Origin of the sequence: Acetobacter senegalensis (assembly GCF_001580995.1) — a bacterium.
In the GTDB taxonomy this organism is placed as follows: domain Bacteria; phylum Pseudomonadota; class Alphaproteobacteria; order Acetobacterales; family Acetobacteraceae; genus Acetobacter; species Acetobacter senegalensis.
Genome location: NZ_LHZU01000144.1, coordinates 1 through 22,055, shown reverse-complemented (window position 1 = coordinate 22,055; position 22,055 = coordinate 1). Strand labels below are relative to the sequence as shown.

The window sequence follows — 22,055 nt, the reverse complement described above, 5'->3', positions numbered from 1 at the left end:
TCTCGTGGTAGAGCGTGGTGCGGAAAGACCACGCGGCGTGCTGGCGCGTGACAGACAAGGGTAAGAGAATGGTCGAAAACGGGTATCAGAGTCCTTTCATGCAGGAAGCCGCCGCCCGCGGTTTCATTTTCCAGTGCACGGATGCACAGGCGCTGGATGATGCCATGGCGAAGGGGTCTGTCGCCGCGTATATCGGGTTTGATCCCACGGCAGACAGTCTGCATGTGGGCAGCCTGATCCAGATCATGATGCTGCGTCTGCTGCAAAAGCATGGCCACCGGCCTGTAGCCCTTATGGGCGGAGGCACGGCGCGGATTGGGGACCCGTCTTTCCGCGAGGAAGCCCGCAGGTTGATGACGGAAGAGACCATCACCACCAATCTGGCAGGTATTGAAGGCTGCCTCCGCCAGTTTCTGACATTTGGTGAGGGTGCTTCTGAGGCCAAGCTGGTCAACAATGCGGACTGGCTGGACAAGCTGGCCTATATTGACCTGCTGCGGGATGTGGGCGTGCATTTTTCCATCAACCGCATGCTGGCGTTTGATTCCGTCAAAAGCCGCCTGGACCGTGAGCAGGGCCTGACCTTTCTGGAGTTCAATTACTCCATTCTCCAGTCCTATGATTTCCGTGAACTGAACCGCAGGCATGGCGTCACGCTTCAGTTGGGTGGATCAGACCAGTGGGGCAATATTGTCTCGGGTGTGGATCTGGTGCGTCGCACAGACCAGAAAAGCGTAATGGGGCTGACCACGCCGCTGCTGACCACCGCATCAGGCGCCAAGATGGGCAAGACTGCCAACGGCGCGGTGTGGCTTTCCGAAGCTCGTCTGCCGGTGTTTGATTACTGGCAGTTCTGGCGGAATACGGAAGATGCCGATGTCGGCCGCTTCCTGCGCCTGTTTACAGATCTGCCTTTGGAAGAATGCGCCCGTCTTGAAGCGCTTGAAGGCGCGGAGATCAATGAGGCCAAGAAAGTTCTGGCAACTGAAGCCACGGCTCTCTGCCATGGGCGCAAAGCCGCTCTGGCTGCGGCAGAAGCGGCCCGCCAGACTTTTGAAGAAGGCAAGGTGGCCGCAGCAGACCTGCCAGTGCACGAAGTTCCACTCTCTGTGCTGACGGAAGGGGTGCCGGTGTTCCGTCTGCTGGTGGAGGCAGGGCTTGCCAAAACCAATGGTGAAGCCCGGCGTTTGATTCGCGGTGGGGGAGCACGCGTGAATAACCAGCCTGTTGCTGATGAAAACAGGCTGGTGACTCAGGCAGACGCGGTGGAAGGGGCTGTTCGGCTTTCTTCAGGTAAAAAGCATCATGTGCTGATCAAGGCCGGGTAAAGGGACTGGCCTGTCAGAGATGACTGGCGGAGAGAAAAATGAAGCGCATTCCTCTACTCGTGGTCTGTCTGGCTGTAACCTGCTCTCTTTCAGGCTGTGTGGGCCCGGATGTGGGATACGGAACATATGGCTATTCAGGCTATGGCTACGGCCCACAATATGATGGGTATTACGGCTATGGTCCCGGCCCACGGTGGGGCTATGCGGCCCGCCGGATAAGGCCCATGCCGCCGCCGCCTCGCCCTGGTGGAAGGCCGGGTGGTGGCGGACGGCCCGGAGGTAGACCCGGAGGCGGTGGTCGCCCGGGAGGCGGAACTCATGGTGGTCCGGGTGGGCGTCCTGGCGGAGGTCCGGGTGGCGGCGGTGGCCAGCGCGGTCCCTCAAGAGGCGGCGGCGGAGGCCATAGTTCCGGCGGTCCACGCGGCCCTCGCTAAAACGGGCCCGTTTACCGTTTTTAAAGAAATCAAAAGAGAGGAAGCCGTCACGCTTTCTCTCTTTTTTTGTCTGCTGGACATGAATTTGCTGCGGTATGGTCGCGCAGATATTCCCCGTCCAATTTTTTAACCAGAAAGTGTCTCGCTACCGTTTTTTCCTACTGAATTTTCAAACAGCTTTTCAGAAAAAATGAAGGGGGAGAGATTCGCCTCTGCCTTACGCGGGCAGAGAGAACGCAAAGATTGTTTTTTGTGGAGAGAACTGGTGCTGCTGGACAGGATTGAACTGTCGACCTCTCCCTTACCAAGGGAGTGCTCTACCACTGAGCTACAGCAGCGACGTTGGCGGCGTTCTAGCGTTTCACGCGCAACGCCGCAAGTCTGTTTCCGCTTAAAAAGCGGAATTAATCATCACGGTGGGTTTTTTCCATCCGTTCATGCTGTTCCTGCGCCTCAATGGAGAGGGTCGCAATCGGGCGGGCTTCCAGACGGCGCAGGGCAATGGGTTCCCCTGTTTCTTCACAGTAGCCGTAACTGCCGTTTTCAACACGCTGCAGAGCAAGGTTGATCTTGCCAATCAGCTTGCGGGCACGGTCACGGGTGCGCAGTTCCAGCGCGCGGTCTGTTTCCACGCTGGCGCGGTCTGTGATGTCTGCTTCATGAATCCCGCCTTCGGAAAGGCTGGCAAGAGTATCTCCTGCCTCTTTGAGGAGTTCGGCACGCCACTTGAGAAGCTTCTGCCTGAAATACTCCGTCTGAAGAGGGTTCATGAACTCCTCGTCGTCTGACGGGCGGTAGTCCGGCGGTAGAGTGATCATAGTCAGTGTCAGCCTTTGCAATGACAGGAATCCTGCCTTGAAAGAATGACGCGGCTTATAACGGGGGCTGCCCGGAACGCCAAGAAGATAATGAAGGCAAGAGCCAAGAAAAGCGGAGGGCTGCCCGGTAACTATGCGCCATAGTTCAAGAATTCGGCCAATGCTTACCAGTTATGGGAACGGATTATTTGGTCCGTACGTGCGGATCATTGGGCACGGTCACGTTTTTGCGCAGGGGTGCCGCGTTCTGCGCTGCTGCCATCAGCCATCCGGCAAACAGAAAGACCCACCCCGCAGTAGGGAAGGAGAACAGGGCGCTGGTGGAGGCTATGGGCCACAAGACGGTGCAGCACATCACAAACAGCATGGCCTGTTGGGGGGCGCGGGTGGGGGAAAGATGCCGTGCGCCAGCCCTCAGCCAGCACACAACCGTAGTGGCAAAAGCAGCAAGGCCCAGAAGGCCCGCCGTTGTGGCAACCTGAAGATAGTAGTTGTGGGGGTGAATATTGCACCCTGTGCCTGCCGGGCTATCAAGTGGCGGAAGCCCGAGCGCGGAAATACCAGCGCTATGCATGCCCAACTGACAGAAATTACGAAACCCATCCACGCCTAGCCCGAGCCATGGGTGGTTGAGCATCATGATGCTGGCCTTGGTAAAGAGCTGCCCATAATCACTGGTGGCAAAATGCTGGAGCTGATTGGAAAATTTCAGCACCAGTTTGGCATAGGTGGGCGGGGAGATCACCGGCAGGCTGGCAAGGGCCGCAGCAACGCACGCCAGCAACGCGACAAACGGCCAACGGAACTGCCGCACCAGCAAGGCGGTCAGAAACAGGCCAAATAGCAGCAGCACATTGCTCATGCGCTGGCCAATCAGCACCATGGTCAGGGCTGAAAACAGCAGCAGCACGCAGCCACCAACCCACGCTCCACGGTTTTTACTGTGCAGGGCATGCAGCACCACGGGCATGATGCCGGGGAAGAACAACATCAGGAAGGTAAAGCCCGCACGGGGTTTAACAAACGGGCCGGTCAGGGAGCCGTCTCCCCATCGGGGGGCTCCCATCAGGTTGGTGCCCGTCAGATATTGTTCCCAGCACTGGCTCATAAGCCATAGGGCCAGCAGAAAAAACACGCCTCCCAAAGCCATGCGCCGAGTCTGGCGGGCGAGAATCCAGTTCTGGGTGGCGGCGGTCAGCAAAAACAGGCGTGGCAGACACAGGGCCTGTGTCCAGGCTCCCTTGAGTCCAACATGCACGGAAGAGATCAGGCACAGCCCACAGAACAGGGAGGCGGGAATGATCCATGGCTTGCGAAGCCATTGCCAGTCCCGCATCAGGCCAGAATAAATCAGAAAGAAAACGCCAATAAGCGTTGCAGCAATATCGCTGAGCGCCCGACTGTAAAACATCAGCAGGGGCAGCAGCAGGGTGCAGGCCGTGCCAGTGAGTGTCAGGCTTTTTGCCAGCACTGTCTGCCAGCGGGGGAGGGGGGCGTCCATCAGGTCAAAACGAGTCACATCAGAAGCCCGCTCGCCTCATACGGGCGGGCCTCCGGGTGTCCGGACTTAGAACGGAATTTCGTCATCCAGATCGTTATTGCTGCTGGGGGCATCCCAACCGCCAGAGGAGCTACCGCCACGAGAAGGCGTATTCTGGCGCGGAGCGGAAGAGCCGCCGCCAAAATCACCACCGCCGCCATATCCACTGCTGCCACCACCGTAGCTGCTACCGCCGCCGCCAAAGCCGCCACCGGCATCATCACTATCATTGCTGGAACGGCTATCCAGCAGAACCAGTTCCCCACGGAACCGTTCCACAATCACTTCGGTCGTGTAGCGTTCCTGCCCGGACTGATCTGTCCATTTCCGGGTTTGCAACGCACCTTCCAGATAAACCTTGCGGCCTTTGCGCAGAAAGCGTTCCGCCACATCAGCCAGCCGTTCATTGAAGATCACCACACGGTGCCATTCCGTGCGTTCACGGCGCTCGCCAGACTGACGGTCGTTCCACGTGTCACTGGTGGCCAGTGTCAGGGAAACAATTTTCATGCCGCTCTGGCTGGTGCGCACTTCCGGGTCCTTACCCAGATTGCCGACCAGAATAACCTTATTGACACTGCCAGCCATCAGAGACCCCGTTTCGCTGTACCATTTAAAAAGAATGTCACGCCCGTGTAGCGCACTCCGCTACGGCTATAAAGTCCGTGAAGCTGTTTGGCTGCTCTTTCTACCCATGAATGTGAGAAGCTTCTTGCGGTCAGAAGACCGTATGCCCCCTGCTACATCCCCCTTTTTCGTTTCGGGTATTCTCCGTCAGATTTTCTGCACGCGCCTTATAAATCCGTCTCGGATGCCCACACGGGTTTCCTGCGGACAGGCACGATAAGAAACGACGCAGAGGAGATCAGAACCGAAAAAGTAAGGAGAATGACAGCCTTATCCCTCTATCCGCCAGACCGATATCCGCGCTGCGCCATGCTTGCGTTCGGCCAACAGGGCGCCAGAAAAAACAGGAAGAGGATCATCCGTCTCAGGCACGGAGACACCCTGTTGTTCAATGTCCAGCAGGGGCAACGGTTCCTGTGCGGAGGTTTCGATAACGGCAATGGCGTGTGGGGCAATCCATCCCTGTGCCTTTAGCGCTGCAAGCGTGCGGGCTGGGAGGTTTTGGCGGTAAGGAGGGTCCAGAAACAGCAGTGAGCACGGTATCGCCGCACGTGGAGGGGAGGTGACATCCTTTGCAAAAACCTTGCATCGGTTCTGCCAGCCGCACCCGGCAATATTGGCACGCAGCGCTGCTAAAGCGGCCCGATCAGTTTCAAAAAAAGTGGCCTGTGCCGCCCCGCGAGAGAGCGCTTCCAGTGCCAGCGCCCCAGTGCCTGCAAACGCATCCAGCACATGGGCATTGTCCAGAAGGCGCGAGCCCCCCCACGGTGCATGGAGCAGCATGTCAAACAATGCCTGCCGCACGCGGTCCGCTGTGGGTCGGGTGGTTGTGCCCTGTGGGGCGGCCAGCACGCGGCCTTTGCGGGCTCCAGCAATAATGCGCATGTCTAGCGCGTTGGGCGGGGCTTGGAGGCGGAGGTGCGGGACCCGCTTTTCTCTGGCCCTTTGGGCATTTGTTCACGCAGAATCTTGCCTGGCACTTCTTCCAGTTCTCCGCGCTTGAGTGTGCCAAGCTGGAAGGGGCCGTAGCTGGTGCGGATCAGGCGGCTGACATGCAGGTTAAGGCCTGCCATCACTTTACGGATTTCACGATTCTTGCCTTCGCGGAGGGAAACCGTAAGCCACGCATTGTCGCCCTTGCGGGAATCCAGCCCTGCATCAATGGGGCCGTAGCGCACACCTTCAAACACGCTGCCTTCCGCTAACGCCGCAAGACGCGCTTCATCCACCACACCAAACACCCGCACACGATAGCGGCGAATCCACCCATTGGAAGGTAGTTCCAGCCGACGTGCCAGTTCACCATCATTGGTCAGCAGCAGCAGGCCTTCACTGTTCAGATCCAGTCGGCCGACGCTGATAACACGGGGCATTCCTTCCGGCAGAGAGGCAAAAACCGTGGGGCGGCCTTCCGGGTCTTTATGTGTGGTTACCAGCCCGTCGGGCTTGTGGTAGCGCCATAGCCGGGTGCGGTCAGGGGAGGAAACGGCCTTGCCATCCACCTGCACCAGATCCTGCTCGGTCACAAACGTGGCGGGATGGGTCACAGGTTGGCCATTCAGGCGCACCCGTCCTTCCTCAATCATCCGTTCCGCATCGCGCCTGCTGGCTACACCTGTGCGGCCCAGCCATTTGGCAATGCGTTCTCCACGCGGTTCCTGCGTCACTCTGTTTCTCCTGCCGCCTGAATAAAGGCGTTAAAAATCTTCCGGTCGCCCGGGTCTATGCCAAATTCGGGGTGCCATTGCACCCCTAGGCAAAATCGTTGGGTGGGGTCTTCTATGCCTTCAATCAGCCCATCTTCTGCCATGGCGTTCACAACGGCCCGGCCGGGCGTGCGCACGGCCTGATGATGGGAGGAATTGACCGCCATATGGCTGGTGGTGGCAATCTGCGCCAGCAGCGTGTGGGGCGTAATGTTTACGGCATGGCTGGCTTCATCACGGGGGTTGGGTTGCTCATGCGGCAGGGCATCCGGGAAGGAGGCTGGGATATGCTGGATCAGCGTGCCCCCAAGGGCCACGGCCATAAGCTGCATGCCCCCGCAAATGCCCAGAACGGGGGTGTTCTGATGCAGTGCTGCTGCCAGATAAGCCGTTTCCGCCTGCGTACGGCGGGGGCGCAGGGTGATGGTCTCATGGCAGGTGGTGTCACCATACAGGGTGGGGTCAATGTCAAACGCCCCGCCTGTAATCAGCAGTCCGTCAATATGGGGAAGATACTCCCCCGCCAGTTGCGGGAAGAGCGGCAAGGCCACAGGCAACCCGCCCGCTGTAGAGACAGCGGACATGTAATTCTCTCGCAGGGCATACCACGGAAATCTGGAATAACGGTCTGTGCCGCCTGCTTCATGATCAAGCGTAATGCCAATAACAGGACGGCGTGCGGTCATTTATCCGGGTTCTTGAGTAAAAAGCGCAAAGGTAACGTTTCTTCACTGCCATAGCGGCAGATGTTTTGCACGCGCTTATCTGCCCGTTACCGGAGTGTCTTTAATTTTTTGGTTGAAAGAAAAGAGGGCGTTAGCCCGGTAGAAAAGACGTATGATGAATGGTACGCGCCGGTGTAGGAGAGGGTTCATTAACCGTCCGGTCCACAACAGAGAGTCCAAGGCCGATGGCCGCAGCGGCCAGGATGAGAGACAGGCTATGCATTGTACTGATCCTTTCCCGCAAGATCAGGCTTTTGAGGGCCTGATGGAAACAACCTACCGCGCGATCTGTTACAGAACAGATCATGGCATCTATAAGGCATGATGACAGCAAAGGTTGCAGAGATGCAAGAAAAAACCGTGCCTTAATTTGGGCCAGATAGGCTTTGGGTCAGAACAGTGTGTGAGGATTGACACATTTTGTGAGGCAGGGGCGCGGCATCCCCTGTTGAAACGTTACATACCGGCACTATCGTGCGTGGCGGCAAGCGCGGAGGGAGTGCATGAAAAACGGAATGGAGCTTGCTCTCCAGCAGGCGCAGGCGGCGGCCAGCCGGGGCGAAGTGCCGGTGGGGGCCGTAGTGCTTGGGCCTGATGGCGCTGTGCTGGCCCAGAATGGCAACCGTGTTGAGGAATGGCATGACCCCTCTGCCCATGCGGAAATGTTGGTCATGCGCGAGGCCGTGCGGCTACGGGGGGGGCAGAGGCTGGCGGATTGCACGCTGGTGGTCACGCTTGAGCCCTGCCCCATGTGTGCCGCAGCCATTACGCATTTTCGCGTCGGGCGCGTGTTGTTTGGTGCGTATGACCCAAAAGGGGGAGGAATGGAGCACGGGCCCCGTGTGCCCTATCGCCCGGAAAGTCTGCACAGGCCGGACGTAATTGGCGGGGTGCGGGAGCGCGAAGCCGCTGATCTGCTTAAAACATTTTTTCAGACTCTGCGGGGCGCACCGCTGTCAGCGGATTCCTGAACTCAGGGTCTTTTGTTTTTGGGGGCAAGGAACCATCTTATCCTTACAAGCGTCTGGCACTAGGCAAAAAAGGCCGGTTAAGATGCGGGAACAGGGTGGCCCAATGCCGCGCCCGGGTGGGGCACTGCCCTGCCTGACAATGCAAGGAACAGTCGGAAACGTGATGTCGGAAAAATCTGTGTCAAAATTTTTCGGGCGGTCTCGCCGCAAGACACTGCTGGCCCTGCTGGCCGGGGTAAGCCTGATGGTGGATGTGGGCGCAGGACCTTTAGCGATTATGGGCTATAACGCAGCCCACGCACAGGATGCCGGGGCTATCAAACCCAGCGGTCAGGGCCAGAAAATTCCAGATTTTGTCAATCTGGTGAAACAGGTCAAACCTGCTGTGGTTTCCATCACGTCCATGCTCAAGGCGGATTCGGTGGAAGATGAAAACGGTGGCATGGGTGGCGGTATGGGCGGCATGCCCTTTCCCTTTCCTTTCCCGTTCCAGATGGCCCCTCAGCACTCCCGCCAACTGGTAGAAGCGCGCGGGTCAGGCTTTGTCATTTCTGCTGATGGCTATGTGGTGACCAACAACCATGTAGTGAAAGGGGCCACCAAGGTTACTGTCACGCTTGATGACGGCACCACCCTTCCGGCCAAGATTATCGGGCGGGACGGAAAGACCGATCTGGCACTCTTGAAAGTGACATCCTCCCAGAAGCTACCCTTTATCGAACTGGGTGAATCGGACGATGTACAGCCCGGTGAATGGGTTGTGGCCGTAGGGAATCCTTATGGTCTGGGCGGTACTGTTACTGCGGGGATCGTCTCGGCCCGTGGGCGTGACATCAATGAAGGCCCGTACGACAACTTCATTCAGATTGATGCGCCCATCAACCGTGGTAACTCCGGCGGTCCGCTGTTCACGCAGGATGGCAAGGTTGTTGGGGTCAATACGGCCATTCTCTCCCCTTCAGGCGGTGGGTCCATTGGTATCGGATTTGCCATTCCGTCTGACACCGTGCGGAGTGTCACGGATCAGTTGCGTAAAACCGGCCATGTGGTGCGCGGTTATCTGGGCGTAAACGCGCAGGTGATCTCCCCCGCCATGGCCAAGGCGCTCAACCTGCCGTCTTCCAGCGATGGCTCGGCTCCGGCCGGGGCGCTTGTGGCGAGTGTAACGCCTGATAGTCCGGCAGAAAAAGCCGGCCTGAAAGCGGAAGACGTCATTACCGATTTCAACGGCCAGAAAGTGACATCACCGCATGATCTGGCGGTGCGGGTGGCGTCTCTTGCACCGAATACAGATGCCAAAATGGGCTACATTCGTGCAGGCAAACCGCAGACCGTTACCATCAAGATCGGTAATCTGGCCACGGCTGGCAATGATGGTGGTGTAGGTGGCGGCGCGGCTTCCGGCCCGCATCTGGGCGTTTCTCTGGCCCCGCTGAATGCGGATGTGCGTCGCCAGCTTGGTCTGGGCAATGATGTGCATGGCGTTGTGGTGAATGATATCCAGCCCGGTTCTCCGGCAGATCAGGCTGGTATTCGCCCAGGAGACATCATTCAGTCTGTTGGCGGGCAGTCGGTGGATGCGCCACGGGCGGCCGTTACGGCGGTCAGGGCGACTCTGGCAGCCAAAAAGCCGGTGCTCCTGCGCGTTCTGCGTGATGGTCAGTCCCTCTTCATCGCTATTTCTCCAGATGGAAGTTCTGGCGGAGATTCGTCCGATAATGACGGGAATGATGACGACTAATAAACCAAGCCGGTAAGAAAACCGGAAAAGCGTCGGCCTTTCGGGGCTGGCGCTTTTTTTATGGAGGGTCTGTTGTCGCGAGCTGGATCGTTTGACGGGCTCTGTACAAGAACAGCAAAGAAATCCACTGTAAAATTTTGATTAAAAACACACGAGCAGGGTGAATTTTTCTGCACGTTCGGCTTAATGCACGGTGTGTCATGGAGCAGGATGTCTTTGAACGTGTTTTTAAGTTTTGCTTTTTATCGGCAGCCTGTGCCTATGGGGCAGGTTTCCGGGTTGAAATCAGTGTCCCGGTCAAAGCTCTGGCAAAGGTCTGGCGGGTTGTTTACATACGCACCCCATACACAGAATAAGACCCCTGAGTTTTAAGTCTCCACAAAGTGGCGCTTTTCCGTCTTGTGTAAAAATGTGCGGACCGATGCGTGCTTTTCAGGTTTTCTGCCGTCGGGACGGATTGTTGTCATGATGTTTAGCTTCCCTTTTTCCCTGCGTTCTTTTCACAGGCCCTTCATGGCGGGCGCTCTGGCCGTGGCTCTCTGCACGCTGCAGGGAGAAGCATACGCCACGGGCACCACCAGCGTGGTTGTGGGGCTGGACGGCACGCTGACGGTTCCGGAATCGTCACCATTGCGGCAGCAACTGCAGGTGACCCCGGTGCGGATGTCTGCCCCGCGCGATACGCTTTCCGTGCCGGGTTCCATTGTGGCTGAACCGTCCCGTGTTTTGCCCGTGTTGGCCCCTGTTACAGGGCATGTGGTTTCTGTTTCTGTTGTGCCCGGTCAGCACGTGCGCAAAGGGCAGGACCTGCTGACCCTTCTTTCCGGGGATATGGCGCAGGCCACGACGGATGAAGCCAAGGCGCAGGCCGGGCTGGTGCAGGCGCGCGCTGCTCTGGCGCGTGCGCAGGAGGTCCGGCAGGCAGGCGGTGCCGCCACCAAGGATGTGGAGGCAGCCCGCGCAGCCTTGCAGGAAGCGGAAGCCGAAGAACGCCGCGCGCAGGCAAGAGTCGCGTCCCTGACGAATCAGGTGGATACAGACGGCAAATTGGTCATGCGGGCGCCCATGGATGGTGTGGTGGCGTCTGTCACGGTGGCGCCCGGCATGAATGTGACGGATATCACAGCTCCCCTGCTGCGGGTGGAAGATCTCTCTGAAGTCTGGGCAGTGGCGGATGTTGCCGAGGCGGATGTGGATGACATGCATGTGGGCCAATCCGTCTCCATCACGCTTCCGGGGCGGGAAGGCGTGGTGCTGCCAGGGCAGATTGCAACGGTGGAGCCGGATCTGCACCCTGAAACGCGCCGGCTGCGCGCCATGATCCCGGTGCCCAACCCGGATGAAGACCTCAAACCCAATATGTTCGCCACGGTGGCCATTCAGTTAAGGCAGCCTCCCGGCCTGATGGTGCCGCAATCGGCCCTGCTGATGAACAATGACCGGGTGACCGTGTTTGTGGAGGTTGCGCCATGGACGTTTCAGCGGCGTGTTGTGACGATCTCCTATGATGAAGGTGAAGATACCGAGGTGCTCTCCGGCCTGAAGGTAGGGGAACGGATTGTGACCCGCGGCGGGGTCCTGCTGAACGATGATTGAGCGGATTATCGCAGCCTGCCTGCGGGAGAGACGGATTGTTTTTGTGGCCATGGCCATTCTCGCCCTGTGGGGCGGCTGGGCGTGGAAAGACCTGCCTGTAGAGGCTTATCCTGATCTGGGCGCGGTCTCGGTTCAGGTGACCACGCAGAGCTCCGGCTTGGCGGCGGAAGAGGTGGAACAGCAGATTACCATCCCCCTTGAACGCCAACTGGCTGCCACACCGGGGCTTGCCAGTAGCCGGTCCAGCAGCACATTCGGATTATCCCTCATCAACCTGATTTTTCGGGATGGGGTGAATGTGTATGCCGCCCGCCAGCGGGTGACGGAGCAACTGGCGCAGGTTACTCTGCCGCCAGGGGTCACGGCCAGCCTCGGCCCTGTCAGCAGTCCATCGGGTGAAATTTTCCGCTACACGCTGGAATCAGACCGGCAGAACCTGATGCAGCTTTCCGAGATTCAGCGCTGGATTGTGGTTCCGGCGCTGACCAAGGTTCAGGGTGTGGCGGCCATCAACAATTTTGGCGGCTTTACGCGGGAATACCAGCTCTTGCTCGATCCTGCGGCGTTGTACCGTTATGGCATCGGGGTGAATGATGTTCTGGATGCCATTCGCAACAGTAGCGTGAATGCGGGCGGCGGCCGCGTGGCGCGTGGGGAGCAGTCCTATATTGTGCGCGGTGTGGGCATGATCCACACGCTGGATGATATGGGTGATATTCCGGTCTCCCAACATGATGGCGTACCGGTTTTCCTGCGTGAACTGGGCCGTATGCAACTGGGGCATCAGGTGCGGGAAGGGATTCTGGGCAAGGATTCCAACCCCGACACCATTGAAGGCATTGTCACCATGGTGACAGGCGAGAATGCCTCCCACGTTCTTCAACTTCTTCATGCGCGTGTTGCGGCCCTGCAAAAGCAGCTTGAACCGCAAGGCGTGCGGATTGTCCCCTATCTGGACCGCGATAATCTGGTTCACGCCACCACGGAAAAAGTGACCCATACCGTCATGGAAGGTGTGGGGCTGGTCTTTGTCATTCTCATTCTGTTTCTGGGCAGCCCGCGAAGCGCCATTGTGGCGGCCATCACCATTCCGCTGGCCTTGGCCACGGTGTTTGTCATCATGAGTCTGCTGGGCATGCCGGCCAATCTGTTCTCACTGGGGGCGATTGATTTCGGCGTGATTGTGGATGGCGCGATTGTGGTGACGGAATCCATTCTGCGTATGCGTGAAGCCCGGCCTGACCATACCATGACGCTGGATGACGTGGAGGGCATGACCCGGCACGTGGGCCGCGCCATCGTGTTTTCCACACTGGTGATCATTGTGGCGTATAGTCCATTGTTCGCCTTTGTGGGGGCGGAGGGACGGCTGTTCCGGCCCATGGCCTATACGGTCAGCTTTGCTCTGCTGGGGGCATTGCTCAGCGCCATTGTGCTCACGCCGTCTCTGGCGTTTCTGGCCATGCGCAAGCCCCACAAGATCTTTCATAACAAGCCGCTTGAAAAGCTCCACACGCTCTATCATCAGGGGCTGGACCACGCCATGCGTCGCCCGCGACTGGCCTATCTGGGTGCGGTTGTCGCGTTTATTCTGGTGTTGGTGCTCGGCGCCCATACCGGGCGGGAGTTCCTGCCCGATATGGATGAAGGCGCTTTGTGGCTTCAGGTGCAGTTACCCTCCGGCCTTTCTCTGGAAAAAGCAGGCGCCATGGCAGATGAAGTGCGCAAGGCTATCCGCTCGTTCCCGGAAACATCCTACGCCGTCACGCAGCTTGGCCGGAATGATTCCGGCACAGACCCATGGACTCCCTCTCACATTGAAGTGCCCGTTGGCCTGAAGCCTTATGACACATGGCCGCATGGGGAGAACAAGGCGCAGTTTATCGTCAAGTTACGCAATCGGCTGAACCAGATTCCTGGCATTACCTTCGGCATCAGTCAGCCCATTGCCGATGGTATGAATGATCAGGTAGGTGGTGCCCATTCCGCTCTGGTGCTGCGTGTTTACGGGAACGATGCGCGGGAACTGCGGCATATTGGCAGTCAGATTGTATCTGTGCTGAAGAGCGTGCCCGGCACAACCGAAGCCTCCATTTTTCAGGAACCGGAAATTCCGCAGCTCAATATTGTGGCCAATCGTCGGGCCGCAGCGCGCTACGGTATCTCCGTTGCGGATATCATGGCTGTGGTGGGCAATGCTGTGGGGGATGCGCCCATTAGCCAGATCTATATTGCAGACCGCACCTATAACATGACCATTCGTGTGCCGCCTGCCAGCGTCAGCAATCTGCGCCAGCTTGGTCACCTTCCGCTTACCGCTGCCAACGGGGCGCAGATTCCGCTGGAAATGGTGGCGGATATCAGCCTGAAAACAGGCGAAGGCACCATCTCGCACGAGATGACGGAGCGCCAGATCACCCTGCGCGTGGATAACGGCAAACGCCCGTTGTCTGAGTATCTGGCAGATGCACAGAAGCGCATTGCCAGCGAGGTCCATTTCAATCCGGCTCTTTATCGGCTGGAATGGGCAGGCGAGTTTGAGCAACAGCAGCGCGCGCAGGCCCGGCTGAGCGTGGCGTTGGCCATCATGCTCGCCATTATGCTGGTGCTGCTGTTTGGTGAGTTCCGTAAACTCCGTCAGGCTGTTCTGGTGCTGGCGGTGGTGCCTCTGGCCCTGCTGGGTGGCCTTGTTGCGCTACAGGTGCGCGGTGAAACGCTGAATGTGGCGACGGCAGTTGGTTTTATCGCCTTGTTCGGGGTGGCGGTGCAGAACGGCATCATCATGGTCTCCAACATTAATCGGCACCGGGCAGATGGGGTGCCGTTGCGGGATGCAGTGCTGGAAGGTGCAGGGGAGCGTTTTCGCCCTGTGTTGATGACGGCAACAGTCGCCAGCATGGGCATGCTGCCAGCCGCTCTTGCCACGGGCATTGGCACGGACGTGCAGCGTGGACTGGCCACGGTGGTGGTCGGGGGGCTTGGCATTGCCACCATTCTGACCCTCTTTATCCTGCCAACCTTCTATTACGAGATGGAAGCATGGTGCGAGCGGCGAGCCGCGGCACGGGGACCGGTAGAATCGTGAAACGGATACTTCTGACAAGCTGCATTCTTACCGGCTTGGGGCTGGGCGGTTGCGCCGTGGGGCCGGATTTCAAAAAACCGGCAGCCCCTGCTGCCAGCCGTTACGGGCAGGCAGGTCAGCCTGACAGAACACAGGCGGTTACCGGCAAGGCGGAGCAGGCGGCGGCTGGCCTGCAAGGTGGAGCACAGGCGCTTCATCCGGGGCAGGATATTCCGGCCCAATGGTGGACGCTGTTCCATTCTCCGGCGCTGGATCAACTGGTGCGCAAGGCGATTGACAACAATCCCTCGCTGGAGGCCGCACGGGATGCTCTGGCCGCTGCGCAGGAAAACAGGCTGGCGCAACAGAGTGCGCTTTACCCCTCCATTTCTGGCAGTTTCAACCCGACCCGCAACAAGACATCCCGCACGTATTCACCAGTGCCTAACAGTAACCAGTGGCTCTACACGGTGCATACGGCCCAGTTGAACATTTCCTATGTGCCGGATCTGTGGGGTGGCGTGCGGCGTGGGGTGGAAGCCGCCAAGGCCCTGCGGGATGCCCAGCGTGACCAGTTACGCGCGGTGTATCTGACTCTCACCTCCTCGGTGGTGCAGGCGGCCATTGATTACGCCACCCTGAAAACGCAACTGGAGACAACGCAGTCCCTTGTTGCGTTACAGCGGAACCTGCTGGAGTCGGCCCGCAAGCAGGAAAAAGCTGGCGAGTTCTCGCAGAATGATGTGGCGTTGCAGCGTACGGCGCTGGCCCAGAATGAAGCGACTCTGGCCCCCCTGCAAAAGCAGTTGGAACAGCAGAAGCATCTGATCGCTTCTCTCGTTGGTGATCCTCCTGATGCGCCTCAGCCGGAATTTTCGCTCAATGATCTGACCCTTCCGGCTGATCTGCCGGTCAGCCTGCCAGCAAGGCTGGTGGAGCAGCGGCCCGATATCCGCACGGCACAGGCCAACTGGCATGCCGCCTGTGCTCAGGTGGGCGTGGCGGTAGCCAATCGGCTGCCCAACATTCAGCTTGGGGCAACACCCGGTTTTGCTGCGGCTTCCATCGCGCAGATGGCCGCACCCGGTTATGGTCAGTGGGAAGTCATGGCCATGGTGACGCAACCTTTGTTTGACGGCGGTTTGCTTCGGCATCAGGAACATGCCGCGCGTGCGGCGTATGATCAGGCTGCGGCTGACTATCGCACCACATTGATTACGGCGTTGCAGGATGTAGCGGATTCGCTCACCGCTATCCGGACAGATGCCACGGCCCTGGCGGACAATGCGGAAGCCGCAACGGCGGCTGGGGACAGCCTGCGTATCGCTTTGGCGCAGTATCGGTATGGCGCCATCAGTCAGGTGGTTATGCTGACAACCCAGCAGGCCCACCTGCAAACGGAACTGGCGCTGGCTCAGGCGCGGGCAGATCGGCTTTCCGATACAGTGGCGCTGTTTCAGTCTCTGGGGGGTGGATGGTGGAACAGCACTGAGTCAGATGCGCCGCATCACCCCTCCTGGCATCCGGACAAGGGGCTAAGCGTTCTCCTGCCCTGAGGCGAGGCCCCGTAATCTGGAAGGGGATAACACCCGGATTCCGTGGTGGTCCGTTCCTGTAATAATATGATCGCGCCGAAGAGCGCTGATGGTGCGGCTGACCGTTTCAATGGTCAGGCCCAGATAATCGGCAATATCCACCCGCGTCATGGGAAGAGAGACGCGGTTTTCTTCCCCCGTTGTCTGGCAGGGGCGATGGATCATACGGGCAAGCAGAAAGCTGGCCACCCGTTCCCGCGCTGTCTTGCGGCCCAGCAGCAGCATCTGCTCCTGCGCTTCGGCCAACTCGTCTGTCACTTCTGCCAGCAGGCGCCGTTCAAACTGGGGGTAATCGGCCAGCAATGTTTCCAGTTGCGGGCGCATAAAACGGCAGACCTGCACAGTGTCCACCGTTTCCGCCCCAAAGGAGTAGGTGCCTGCATTGGTCAGCCCCAGAAAATGGCCAACATCGGCAAAGCCTGTAATCTGTCTCCGCCCATCAGGCAGGGATTTGAACAGCTTTACGGTGCCAGCCGTCACGTTGAAAAAGGCTGTGGCAGCAGAGCCTTCTTCTATCAACGTCGTGTTGGGGGGGAGAGAAAGCTGTTTGGAGGATTTGGCGAGAACAACCAGATCTTCATCATCAATCGCCCGGCAGACGCTCTGATCGCGAATTTCGCATACCAGACATCTGTGCATGTCTTCTCCGCCGTTAATGACTAGCCTTCGGCGCATCGAGGCGGGCGAAGTCCGAGGTTGTGGGGCAGAAGACATCACGCACTATCCGGTAGAATCAGCCTTCCAGAACGCTAAGTTACCGGAAAACTTCATTAAAAAAGCTATGTTATTAATACTATGTGATTTTTGATATAAATCAAAGACAAGCATTCACCGAGTCTCTCGTTCACACCTGCCCCGGTTGTATATCTGGGTTGTGTAAAATGCTGTGGTTTTCAGAACACACCCCCTGCCGCATTCTGTTGAATGCTTGATCTAAATCAAGGCTGCACACTGCTGCGCGTGATTTCTCCGCTTCAGATATCACAGCGCAGTTAGAAGAGTATCAAACGATGGTGAAGCTTCGTTCCTTATTGACCGCCATGGTGGCCGGGGTGGCCGCTCTTTCTGGCACAGCCAAGGCGCAGACCACCCAGGTGGCTCCGGCCCCCGCTACGTCCAATGCTGCTTATGTCAACGCTCCGGTGCTGAGCCACATCCCGTCAGCACCGCGTCCTTACAGCGGCCATTGCGGCATTTTTGAAACCTGCGCCAGCACCAAGATCGGCCTGGGCAAGGGCGATTTCATGATCCGCCTTTCCGGCGTGGGCGTTCTGCCGCAGGATCGTGACAGCAACGTAAGTCTGCATGCTGGTGGCGCAACCATTCCCCTGCGCAACACCCACCTGTCCACCACCAATCAGGCTATGCCTGAACTGACGCTGGAATACTTCCTGACGGACAACGTGTCTGTTGACCTGATCGCCACCAGCACCCGTCATGAAGTGGCTGCACTGGGTAGCGATGTCCCGTCTCTGGGTGGTCCGCGCAAGCTGGATGTCGGGAGCGCCTGGGTGCTGCCGCCGACGCTGACCTTCGCCTGGCATTTCCGTCCGCACAAGCGCTTCAACCCGTATGTGGGTGTGGGTGCCACGGCCATGTGGTTCCACAACATGAAGGGCAACGCTGGCAGCCCGCTGGGTCTGACCAAGCTGAACGCAGGCTTCACTGGTGGTCCGTCTGTCAACGCCGGGTTTGACTATCAGCTGGTTGGCAACTGGTTCTTCAATGCAGACGTCAAACAGATGTTTGTCCGTATGCACGCTTGGGTTCAGAACCCGGCAGAAACGCTGCGTGTCCGTGCCCATGAATCTCTGGACCCGACCGTCGTTTCCGCTGGTATCGCTTACCGGTTCTAATGGCATGAGCGCGGCATCTTCTTCAGATCTGGTTCACCGTTACGGCGGGAACCTGCCGCGCTATACCAGCTACCCGACTGCCGCCAGTTTTTCTGAGGCAGTCGGCCCCGCGCAAGCAGAAAGCTGGCTGCGCGCCCTTCCGGCTCAGCAGCCGGTTTCTCTCTATTTCCACGTTCCTTTCTGTGATGAGCTGTGCCGTTTTTGTGGGTGCAACACATCCGTCATGCGGCATGAAGACGGGCGTCTGGCCTACGGTGATCTTCTGCGGGAAGAATTACGCCGTGTTGTTGCGCTGGTTGGAACGCGGCGTAGTGTAAAACATGTGCAATTTGGCGGCGGCACCCCTTCCACACTCCCGGCATCGGCTTTGCGGCAGATCATGCGGTCTGTGCGGTCCATGTTCCAGATTGAGCCGGATGCCGAACTGTCCATGGAGCTTGATCCACGCCATGTGCCCGTAGGTTATCCGGCTCTTCTGGGTGATCTGGGTTTCACGCGGATCAGCCTCGGTGTGCAGGATCTCAACCCTCAGGTGCAGGATGCCTGTGGCCGCCATCAGTCTTTTGAACAGACAGAAGCCTGCGTTACCGCTGTACGGAATGCAGGGGTGTCTGGCGTCAATATTGATCTGATCTATGGCCTGCCATACCAGACAGAAGAAAGTGTCGCAGAAACAGCACGCAGGATTGCGTCTTTGCGCCCGGATCGTCTGGCCGTGTTCGGATACGCCCACGTGCCTTGGAAACAGAAACGTCAGCGGCTGATCCCTGAAGAGTCTCTTCCCAGGCCATCTGAACGTCTTGCCCAGCGGGCCCGTATGGATACCGTGTTACGGGCAGAGGGCTATCTGCCGGTCGGTCTGGATCATTACGCGCTGCCTCAGGATGCGCTGGTGCAGGCCGCATCAACAGGCACGCTTCGCCGTAATTTTCAGGGTTATACGACCGATTCGTGCGATGTTCTGCTGGGCATGGGGGCTTCCGCCATTTCCATGCTGCCCGATGGGTACGTGCAGAATATTACCGCGGTCGCGCCTTATGCACGGGCCATGGCGGATCATGATGGTCTGCCCGTCGCGCGGGGTGTGGAACGCACGGCAGATGATCGGCTGCGAGGCAGCCTGATAGAACGGCTGATGTGCGATATGGGCGTTGATCTGGAACAGATGGAAGCCCAGCTTGATGTCTTCTCGCCGGAGCTAGGTGCGCTTGAACCGTTGATTCAGGATGGATTGGTAACGGTAGAAGGCCCCAAAATCACAGTGACAGAAAAAGGACGGCCTTTTTTGCGTCATGTGGCGGCCGTGTTTGATACCCACCGGAAAACCTTGTCTCAGGCGCCTTCCAGCGGGGCACCCCAGCCGCGTTTTGCGGGCGCGCTCTGAACCTCATTCACAGCTCTGCGTATAAGCATGAGTTGATCGTGTCGCTGTTTTGGCGCATGGAAAGAGGCTGTCCACCCCACATGCAAAGCAGATTTGCTATCAGGGAGTGGCACCCGTACCGTAACTGAAGGACAGGGCAGATGCATTCTGACGCCCAGGTTTTAGGGGCCGGCACCGCTTCCGCGTTTGTAAAAATGCTGGCGGGAACCCGTCCCGCGCCATACCCCTACCCGCACTGGATGATGGATTCTGTCCTGACGCCAGAGGCATGTGATGCGCTTGTTGAGTGGGACCCCGGCGCACAGGCGCGTGCTGGGGATGTTGGAGGGCGTCGTGAAACGCGTAACAAGGCGCGGGTATTTGTAGACAAAGCCAAGCGTGCGCAGGATGCGCGTCTTGATCGTATGGCTCATGTGCTGAACAGCGCGGAAGTGCGTCAGGCCTTTGCAGATTATTGCGGGGCACAACTGGATGGTGCAGCCCTGCGCTTGGAACTGTGTCTGGATACGGATGGGTTCTGGCTGGAGCCGCATACGGATATCGGGGCCAAAAAACTGACTCTCCTGATCTCACTTTCGCAGGATGACAATGCGGAGGACTGGGGCACGGACCTCATGACGCCGGAAGGTCAGTCCGTTGCCCGGGCATCCGGTACGTTCAATTCCGGCGTGTTGTTTATTCCGTCAGATAAAACGTGGCACGGCTTTGTAAAACGGCCCATCAGTGGCACCCGCCGCACCCTTATTGTCAATTTTGTCGATCAGAGTTGGCGTGCGGTGCATGAACTGGCATTTGGCCCGGTTGCTGCGCACGTCTGACGTTTGACAGTCATCCCTTTTTCAAGCTGGCCCACCATGACTGGTGGGCTGTTTTTTGCAATTCCGGCCTAGATCGGCTTTAGGAGGCCCCGCGCAAGCGTTCCGGGGAGAGGACAAGAATGAGCGAAACAGTGCGTGAGTCGATGGAGTTTGATGTCGTCATTGTTGGCGGTGGTCCGGCAGGGTTGGCTGCGGCCATTCGTCTGCGTCAGCTCTCGCCTGAAACCAGCGTTTGCCTGATTGAAAAAGGCAGCGAGATTGGGGCCCATATTGTCTCTGGCGCGGTGATCGAACCCCGTGCGCTCGCTGAACTGCTGCCAGACTGGAAAGAGCGCGGCGCACCGCTGAACACAGCCGTTACTGCTGAGGAAATGCTGTATCTGACAGAAACCGGCAGCGTGCGCGTGCCTTTTCTGGACAAGCTGATGCCGCACATGGCCAATCACGGCAATTACATTGTCAGCCTGGGTGAAGTGTGCCGCTGGCTGGCAACGCAGGCGGAAGAACTGGGTGTGGAAATCTACCCCGGTTTTGCAGGTGCGGAAGTTCTGATTGAAAACAATCGTGTGGCCGGCGTGGCAACGGGCGACATGGGCATCACGCGCGAAGGGGAACACGGCCCCAACTACCAGCCCGGTATGGAACTGCGTGGCCGTTATACTCTGTTTGCCGAGGGATGCCGTGGGTCTCTGACCAAACAGGTCATGGCACATTATGACCTGCGCAAAGGGGTGGACCCACAAACCTATGGTCTGGGCATCAAGGAAGTGTGGGAAATTCCGGCCGAGAAGCATCGTCCCGGTCTGGTGCAGCATAGCTTTGGCTGGCCCTTGGATGATCAGACCTATGGTGGCGCATGGCTCTACCATTTTGGCGAAAATCTGGTGTCTTACGGCTTTGTGGTCGGGCTGGATTATCCCAACACATGGCTTTCCCCGTTCGAGGAAATGCAGCGCCTCAAGCTGCATCCAGCATTCCGCAAACATCTGGAAGGGGGACGCCGCGTCAGCTATGGCGCGCGCGCACTTTCAGAGGGCGGTTTGCAGGCTGTCCCCCGTCTGACTTTCCCCGGCGGTGCTCTGATCGGGGATTCCGCCGGGTTCCTGAACGTGCCTAAAATCAAGGGCACGCATACGGCCATGAAGTCCGGCATGCTGGCGGCAGAAGCGGTGGTGGAAGCGCTGGCAAGCAACCGGCCCGAACCTGCTTCCTTCACGCAGCGGGTGAAAGACTCCTGGTTGTGGGAAGAACTACGCACGGCGCGGAATATCCGCCCGGCCTTTGCCCGTTTCGGCATGAAAAAAGGGGCCATCTACGCCGGTATTGATGCCATGTTGCTGAAAGGTCGCGCTCCTTGGACGCTGCATTTCAAGCATCAGGATAACGAGGTGCTCAAACCGGCGTCTCTGTGTGAAAAACCTGCCTACCCCAAGCCGGATGGCCAGTTGACGTTTGATCGGCTCTCGTCCGTTTTTCTCTCTGCCACCAACCATGAAGAAGACCAGCCCGTTCATCTGCGGGTGAAGAATCTGTCTCTGTGGAAAACGGTTAACTGGGATGTGTTCCGCGCACCAGAAAGCCGCTACTGCCCCGCAGGTGTGTATGAAGTGGTGGATGAAGCGACGGACCCGCGTCTGCAAATCAACGCGCAGAACTGCGTGCATTGCAAAACCTGCGATATCAAGGACCCCGCCCAGAACATAGATTGGGCCGTGCCGGAAGGCGGTGGCGGACCTAATTATCCTGCCGGTATGTGATTTTTGGTCAAAATACTGTATGGCAGCGTCTGAAAGATCCTGCATCTGCAAGCGAAAGAAGCCATGAAGATTGTAGTACCTGTCAAACGGGTTGT

The 22,055-nt window shown here is 58.3% G+C and carries 19 protein-coding genes and 1 tRNA gene; 11 read left to right on the top strand and 9 right to left on the bottom strand.

The features are described 5' to 3' along the window. The first annotated feature begins 68 nt into the window (after window positions 1-68). Both tyrS and AD948_RS18420 read left to right on the top strand, forming a co-directional pair. Complete coding sequence (gene tyrS, locus AD948_RS14210) at window positions 69-1,328, top strand: tyrosine--tRNA ligase (RefSeq protein ID WP_061472469.1); 1,260 nt, start codon at window positions 69-71, stop codon at window positions 1,326-1,328. Window positions 1,329-1,366: 38 nt separating this feature from the next. Next, window positions 1,367-1,762 carry a hypothetical protein gene (locus AD948_RS18420; protein WP_169797416.1) on the top strand — a complete coding sequence of 132 codons (396 nt, stop codon included), beginning with the start codon at window positions 1,367-1,369 and terminating at the stop codon, window positions 1,760-1,762. A gap of 263 nt (window positions 1,763-2,025) precedes the next feature. On the opposite strand, the gene AD948_RS14200 is transcribed toward AD948_RS18420, so the two are convergent. The 8 genes from AD948_RS14200 to AD948_RS18885 all read right to left on the bottom strand — a co-directional run bounded on the left by AD948_RS14200 (window position 2,026) and on the right by AD948_RS18885 (window position 7,401). Then, window positions 2,026-2,100: transfer RNA gene (locus tag AD948_RS14200), tRNA-Thr, on the bottom strand. 66 nt (window positions 2,101-2,166) lie between these two features. Beyond that, window positions 2,167-2,580 (bottom strand): RNA polymerase-binding protein DksA, encoded by a 414-nt coding sequence (gene dksA, locus AD948_RS14195; protein ID WP_035382626.1) that lies wholly within the window; start codon window positions 2,578-2,580, stop codon window positions 2,167-2,169. A 184-nt stretch (window positions 2,581-2,764) separates the two neighbouring features. Then, the gene (locus tag AD948_RS14190; RefSeq protein ID WP_156479051.1) at window positions 2,765-4,099 is read right to left on the bottom strand and encodes an O-antigen ligase family protein; all 1,335 of its coding nucleotides are present in this window, start codon (window positions 4,097-4,099) and stop codon (window positions 2,765-2,767) included. Between the two features lie 48 nt (window positions 4,100-4,147). Beyond that, the gene (gene ssb / locus AD948_RS14185) at window positions 4,148-4,708 is read right to left on the bottom strand and encodes a single-stranded DNA-binding protein (protein ID WP_061472466.1); all 561 of its coding nucleotides are present in this window, start codon (window positions 4,706-4,708) and stop codon (window positions 4,148-4,150) included. 309 nt (window positions 4,709-5,017) lie between these two features. Then, the gene (gene rsmD / locus AD948_RS14180) at window positions 5,018-5,632 is read right to left on the bottom strand and encodes a 16S rRNA (guanine(966)-N(2))-methyltransferase RsmD (protein ID WP_061472465.1); all 615 of its coding nucleotides are present in this window, start codon (window positions 5,630-5,632) and stop codon (window positions 5,018-5,020) included. Window positions 5,633-5,634: 2 nt separating this feature from the next. Next, a complete protein-coding gene (locus AD948_RS14175) occupies window positions 5,635-6,414 on the bottom strand; it encodes a pseudouridine synthase (protein WP_006558633.1) in 780 nt (259 codons plus the stop codon). After that, window positions 6,411-7,139: a gamma-glutamyl-gamma-aminobutyrate hydrolase family protein gene (locus tag AD948_RS14170; protein ID WP_006558634.1), complete on the bottom strand. Its 729-nt coding sequence runs from the start codon at window positions 7,137-7,139 to the stop codon at window positions 6,411-6,413. Before AD948_RS14170 ends, AD948_RS14175 begins: the two co-directional genes overlap by 4 nt. 130 nt (window positions 7,140-7,269) lie before the next feature. Next, window positions 7,270-7,401, bottom strand: coding sequence for a hypothetical protein (locus AD948_RS18885; protein WP_254909387.1), 132 nt, complete (start codon window positions 7,399-7,401; stop codon window positions 7,270-7,272). Between the two features lie 280 nt (window positions 7,402-7,681). Here AD948_RS18885 and AD948_RS14165 point away from each other — a divergent pair, with 280 nt between their 5' ends. The 5 genes from AD948_RS14165 (at window position 7,682) to AD948_RS14145 (ending at window position 16,106) form a co-directional block, all read left to right on the top strand. Further along, entirely contained in the window at window positions 7,682-8,149 is a 468-nt protein-coding gene (locus AD948_RS14165; protein ID WP_006558636.1) for a nucleoside deaminase, read from the top strand. A 277-nt stretch (window positions 8,150-8,426) separates the two neighbouring features. Then, window positions 8,427-9,890, top strand: coding sequence for a trypsin-like peptidase domain-containing protein (locus AD948_RS14160; RefSeq protein ID WP_375600760.1), 1,464 nt, complete (start codon window positions 8,427-8,429; stop codon window positions 9,888-9,890). Between the two features lie 465 nt (window positions 9,891-10,355). Beyond that, entirely contained in the window at window positions 10,356-11,486 is a 1,131-nt protein-coding gene (locus AD948_RS14155) for an efflux RND transporter periplasmic adaptor subunit (protein ID WP_248846048.1), read from the top strand. Next, window positions 11,479-14,571 (top strand): efflux RND transporter permease subunit, encoded by a 3,093-nt coding sequence (locus tag AD948_RS14150; RefSeq protein WP_006558640.1) that lies wholly within the window; start codon window positions 11,479-11,481, stop codon window positions 14,569-14,571. The genes AD948_RS14155 and AD948_RS14150 overlap by 8 nt, the downstream gene beginning before the upstream one ends. Then, entirely contained in the window at window positions 14,568-16,106 is a 1,539-nt protein-coding gene (locus tag AD948_RS14145; RefSeq protein ID WP_156479050.1) for an efflux transporter outer membrane subunit, read from the top strand. Before AD948_RS14150 ends, AD948_RS14145 begins: the two co-directional genes overlap by 4 nt. On the opposite strand, the gene AD948_RS14140 is transcribed toward AD948_RS14145, so the two are convergent. After that, window positions 16,086-16,859 (bottom strand): Crp/Fnr family transcriptional regulator, encoded by a 774-nt coding sequence (locus AD948_RS14140; protein WP_061472462.1) that lies wholly within the window; start codon window positions 16,857-16,859, stop codon window positions 16,086-16,088. The two genes, AD948_RS14145 and AD948_RS14140, sit on opposite strands and share 21 nt — an antisense overlap. Before the next feature lie 296 nt (window positions 16,860-17,155). On the opposite strand from AD948_RS14140, the gene AD948_RS14135 reads away from it, so the two are divergent. The 4 genes from AD948_RS14135 to AD948_RS14120 all read left to right on the top strand — a co-directional run bounded on the left by AD948_RS14135 (window position 17,156) and on the right by AD948_RS14120 (window position 21,960). Continuing rightward, window positions 17,156-18,001 carry an OmpW/AlkL family protein gene (locus AD948_RS14135; protein ID WP_035382689.1) on the top strand — a complete coding sequence of 282 codons (846 nt, stop codon included), beginning with the start codon at window positions 17,156-17,158 and terminating at the stop codon, window positions 17,999-18,001. Between the two features lie 4 nt (window positions 18,002-18,005). Beyond that, complete coding sequence (gene hemN, locus AD948_RS14130; protein ID WP_061472461.1) at window positions 18,006-19,385, top strand: oxygen-independent coproporphyrinogen III oxidase; 1,380 nt, start codon at window positions 18,006-18,008, stop codon at window positions 19,383-19,385. A 140-nt stretch (window positions 19,386-19,525) separates the two neighbouring features. Next, window positions 19,526-20,203 (top strand): 2OG-Fe(II) oxygenase, encoded by a 678-nt coding sequence (locus tag AD948_RS14125; RefSeq protein WP_061472460.1) that lies wholly within the window; start codon window positions 19,526-19,528, stop codon window positions 20,201-20,203. A 119-nt stretch (window positions 20,204-20,322) separates the two neighbouring features. After that, the gene (locus AD948_RS14120) at window positions 20,323-21,960 is read left to right on the top strand and encodes an electron transfer flavoprotein-ubiquinone oxidoreductase (RefSeq protein ID WP_035382646.1); all 1,638 of its coding nucleotides are present in this window, start codon (window positions 20,323-20,325) and stop codon (window positions 21,958-21,960) included. The last annotated feature ends 95 nt before the right edge of the window (window positions 21,961-22,055 follow it).

What these genes read in the sequence shown, in the direction of transcription:
- tyrS (WP_061472469.1), top strand. Translation starts at nt 69, where the DNA reads ATGGTCGAAAACGGGTATCAGAGTCCTTTCATGCAGGAAGCCGCCGCC.
- AD948_RS18420 (WP_169797416.1), top strand. Translation starts at nt 1,367, where the DNA reads ATGAAGCGCATTCCTCTACTCGTGGTCTGTCTGGCTGTAACCTGCTCT.
- dksA (WP_035382626.1), bottom strand. Translation starts at nt 2,580, where the DNA reads ATGATCACTCTACCGCCGGACTACCGCCCGTCAGACGACGAGGAGTTC.
- ssb (WP_061472466.1), bottom strand. Translation starts at nt 4,708, where the DNA reads ATGGCTGGCAGTGTCAATAAGGTTATTCTGGTCGGCAATCTGGGTAAG.
- rsmD (WP_061472465.1), bottom strand. Translation starts at nt 5,632, where the DNA reads ATGCGCATTATTGCTGGAGCCCGCAAAGGCCGCGTGCTGGCCGCCCCA.
- AD948_RS14170 (WP_006558634.1), bottom strand. Translation starts at nt 7,139, where the DNA reads ATGACCGCACGCCGTCCTGTTATTGGCATTACGCTTGATCATGAAGCA.
- AD948_RS18885 (WP_254909387.1), bottom strand. Translation starts at nt 7,401, where the DNA reads ATGCATAGCCTGTCTCTCATCCTGGCCGCTGCGGCCATCGGCCTTGGA.
- AD948_RS14165 (WP_006558636.1), top strand. Translation starts at nt 7,682, where the DNA reads ATGAAAAACGGAATGGAGCTTGCTCTCCAGCAGGCGCAGGCGGCGGCC.
- AD948_RS14160 (WP_375600760.1), top strand. Translation starts at nt 8,427, where the DNA reads ATGGGCTATAACGCAGCCCACGCACAGGATGCCGGGGCTATCAAACCC.
- AD948_RS14155 (WP_248846048.1), top strand. Translation starts at nt 10,356, where the DNA reads ATGATGTTTAGCTTCCCTTTTTCCCTGCGTTCTTTTCACAGGCCCTTC.
- AD948_RS14150 (WP_006558640.1), top strand. Translation starts at nt 11,479, where the DNA reads ATGATTGAGCGGATTATCGCAGCCTGCCTGCGGGAGAGACGGATTGTT.
- AD948_RS14140 (WP_061472462.1), bottom strand. Translation starts at nt 16,859, where the DNA reads ATGTCTTCTGCCCCACAACCTCGGACTTCGCCCGCCTCGATGCGCCGA.
- AD948_RS14135 (WP_035382689.1), top strand. Translation starts at nt 17,156, where the DNA reads ATGGTGAAGCTTCGTTCCTTATTGACCGCCATGGTGGCCGGGGTGGCC.
- hemN (WP_061472461.1), top strand. Translation starts at nt 18,006, where the DNA reads ATGAGCGCGGCATCTTCTTCAGATCTGGTTCACCGTTACGGCGGGAAC.
- AD948_RS14125 (WP_061472460.1), top strand. Translation starts at nt 19,526, where the DNA reads ATGCATTCTGACGCCCAGGTTTTAGGGGCCGGCACCGCTTCCGCGTTT.
- AD948_RS14120 (WP_035382646.1), top strand. Translation starts at nt 20,323, where the DNA reads ATGAGCGAAACAGTGCGTGAGTCGATGGAGTTTGATGTCGTCATTGTT.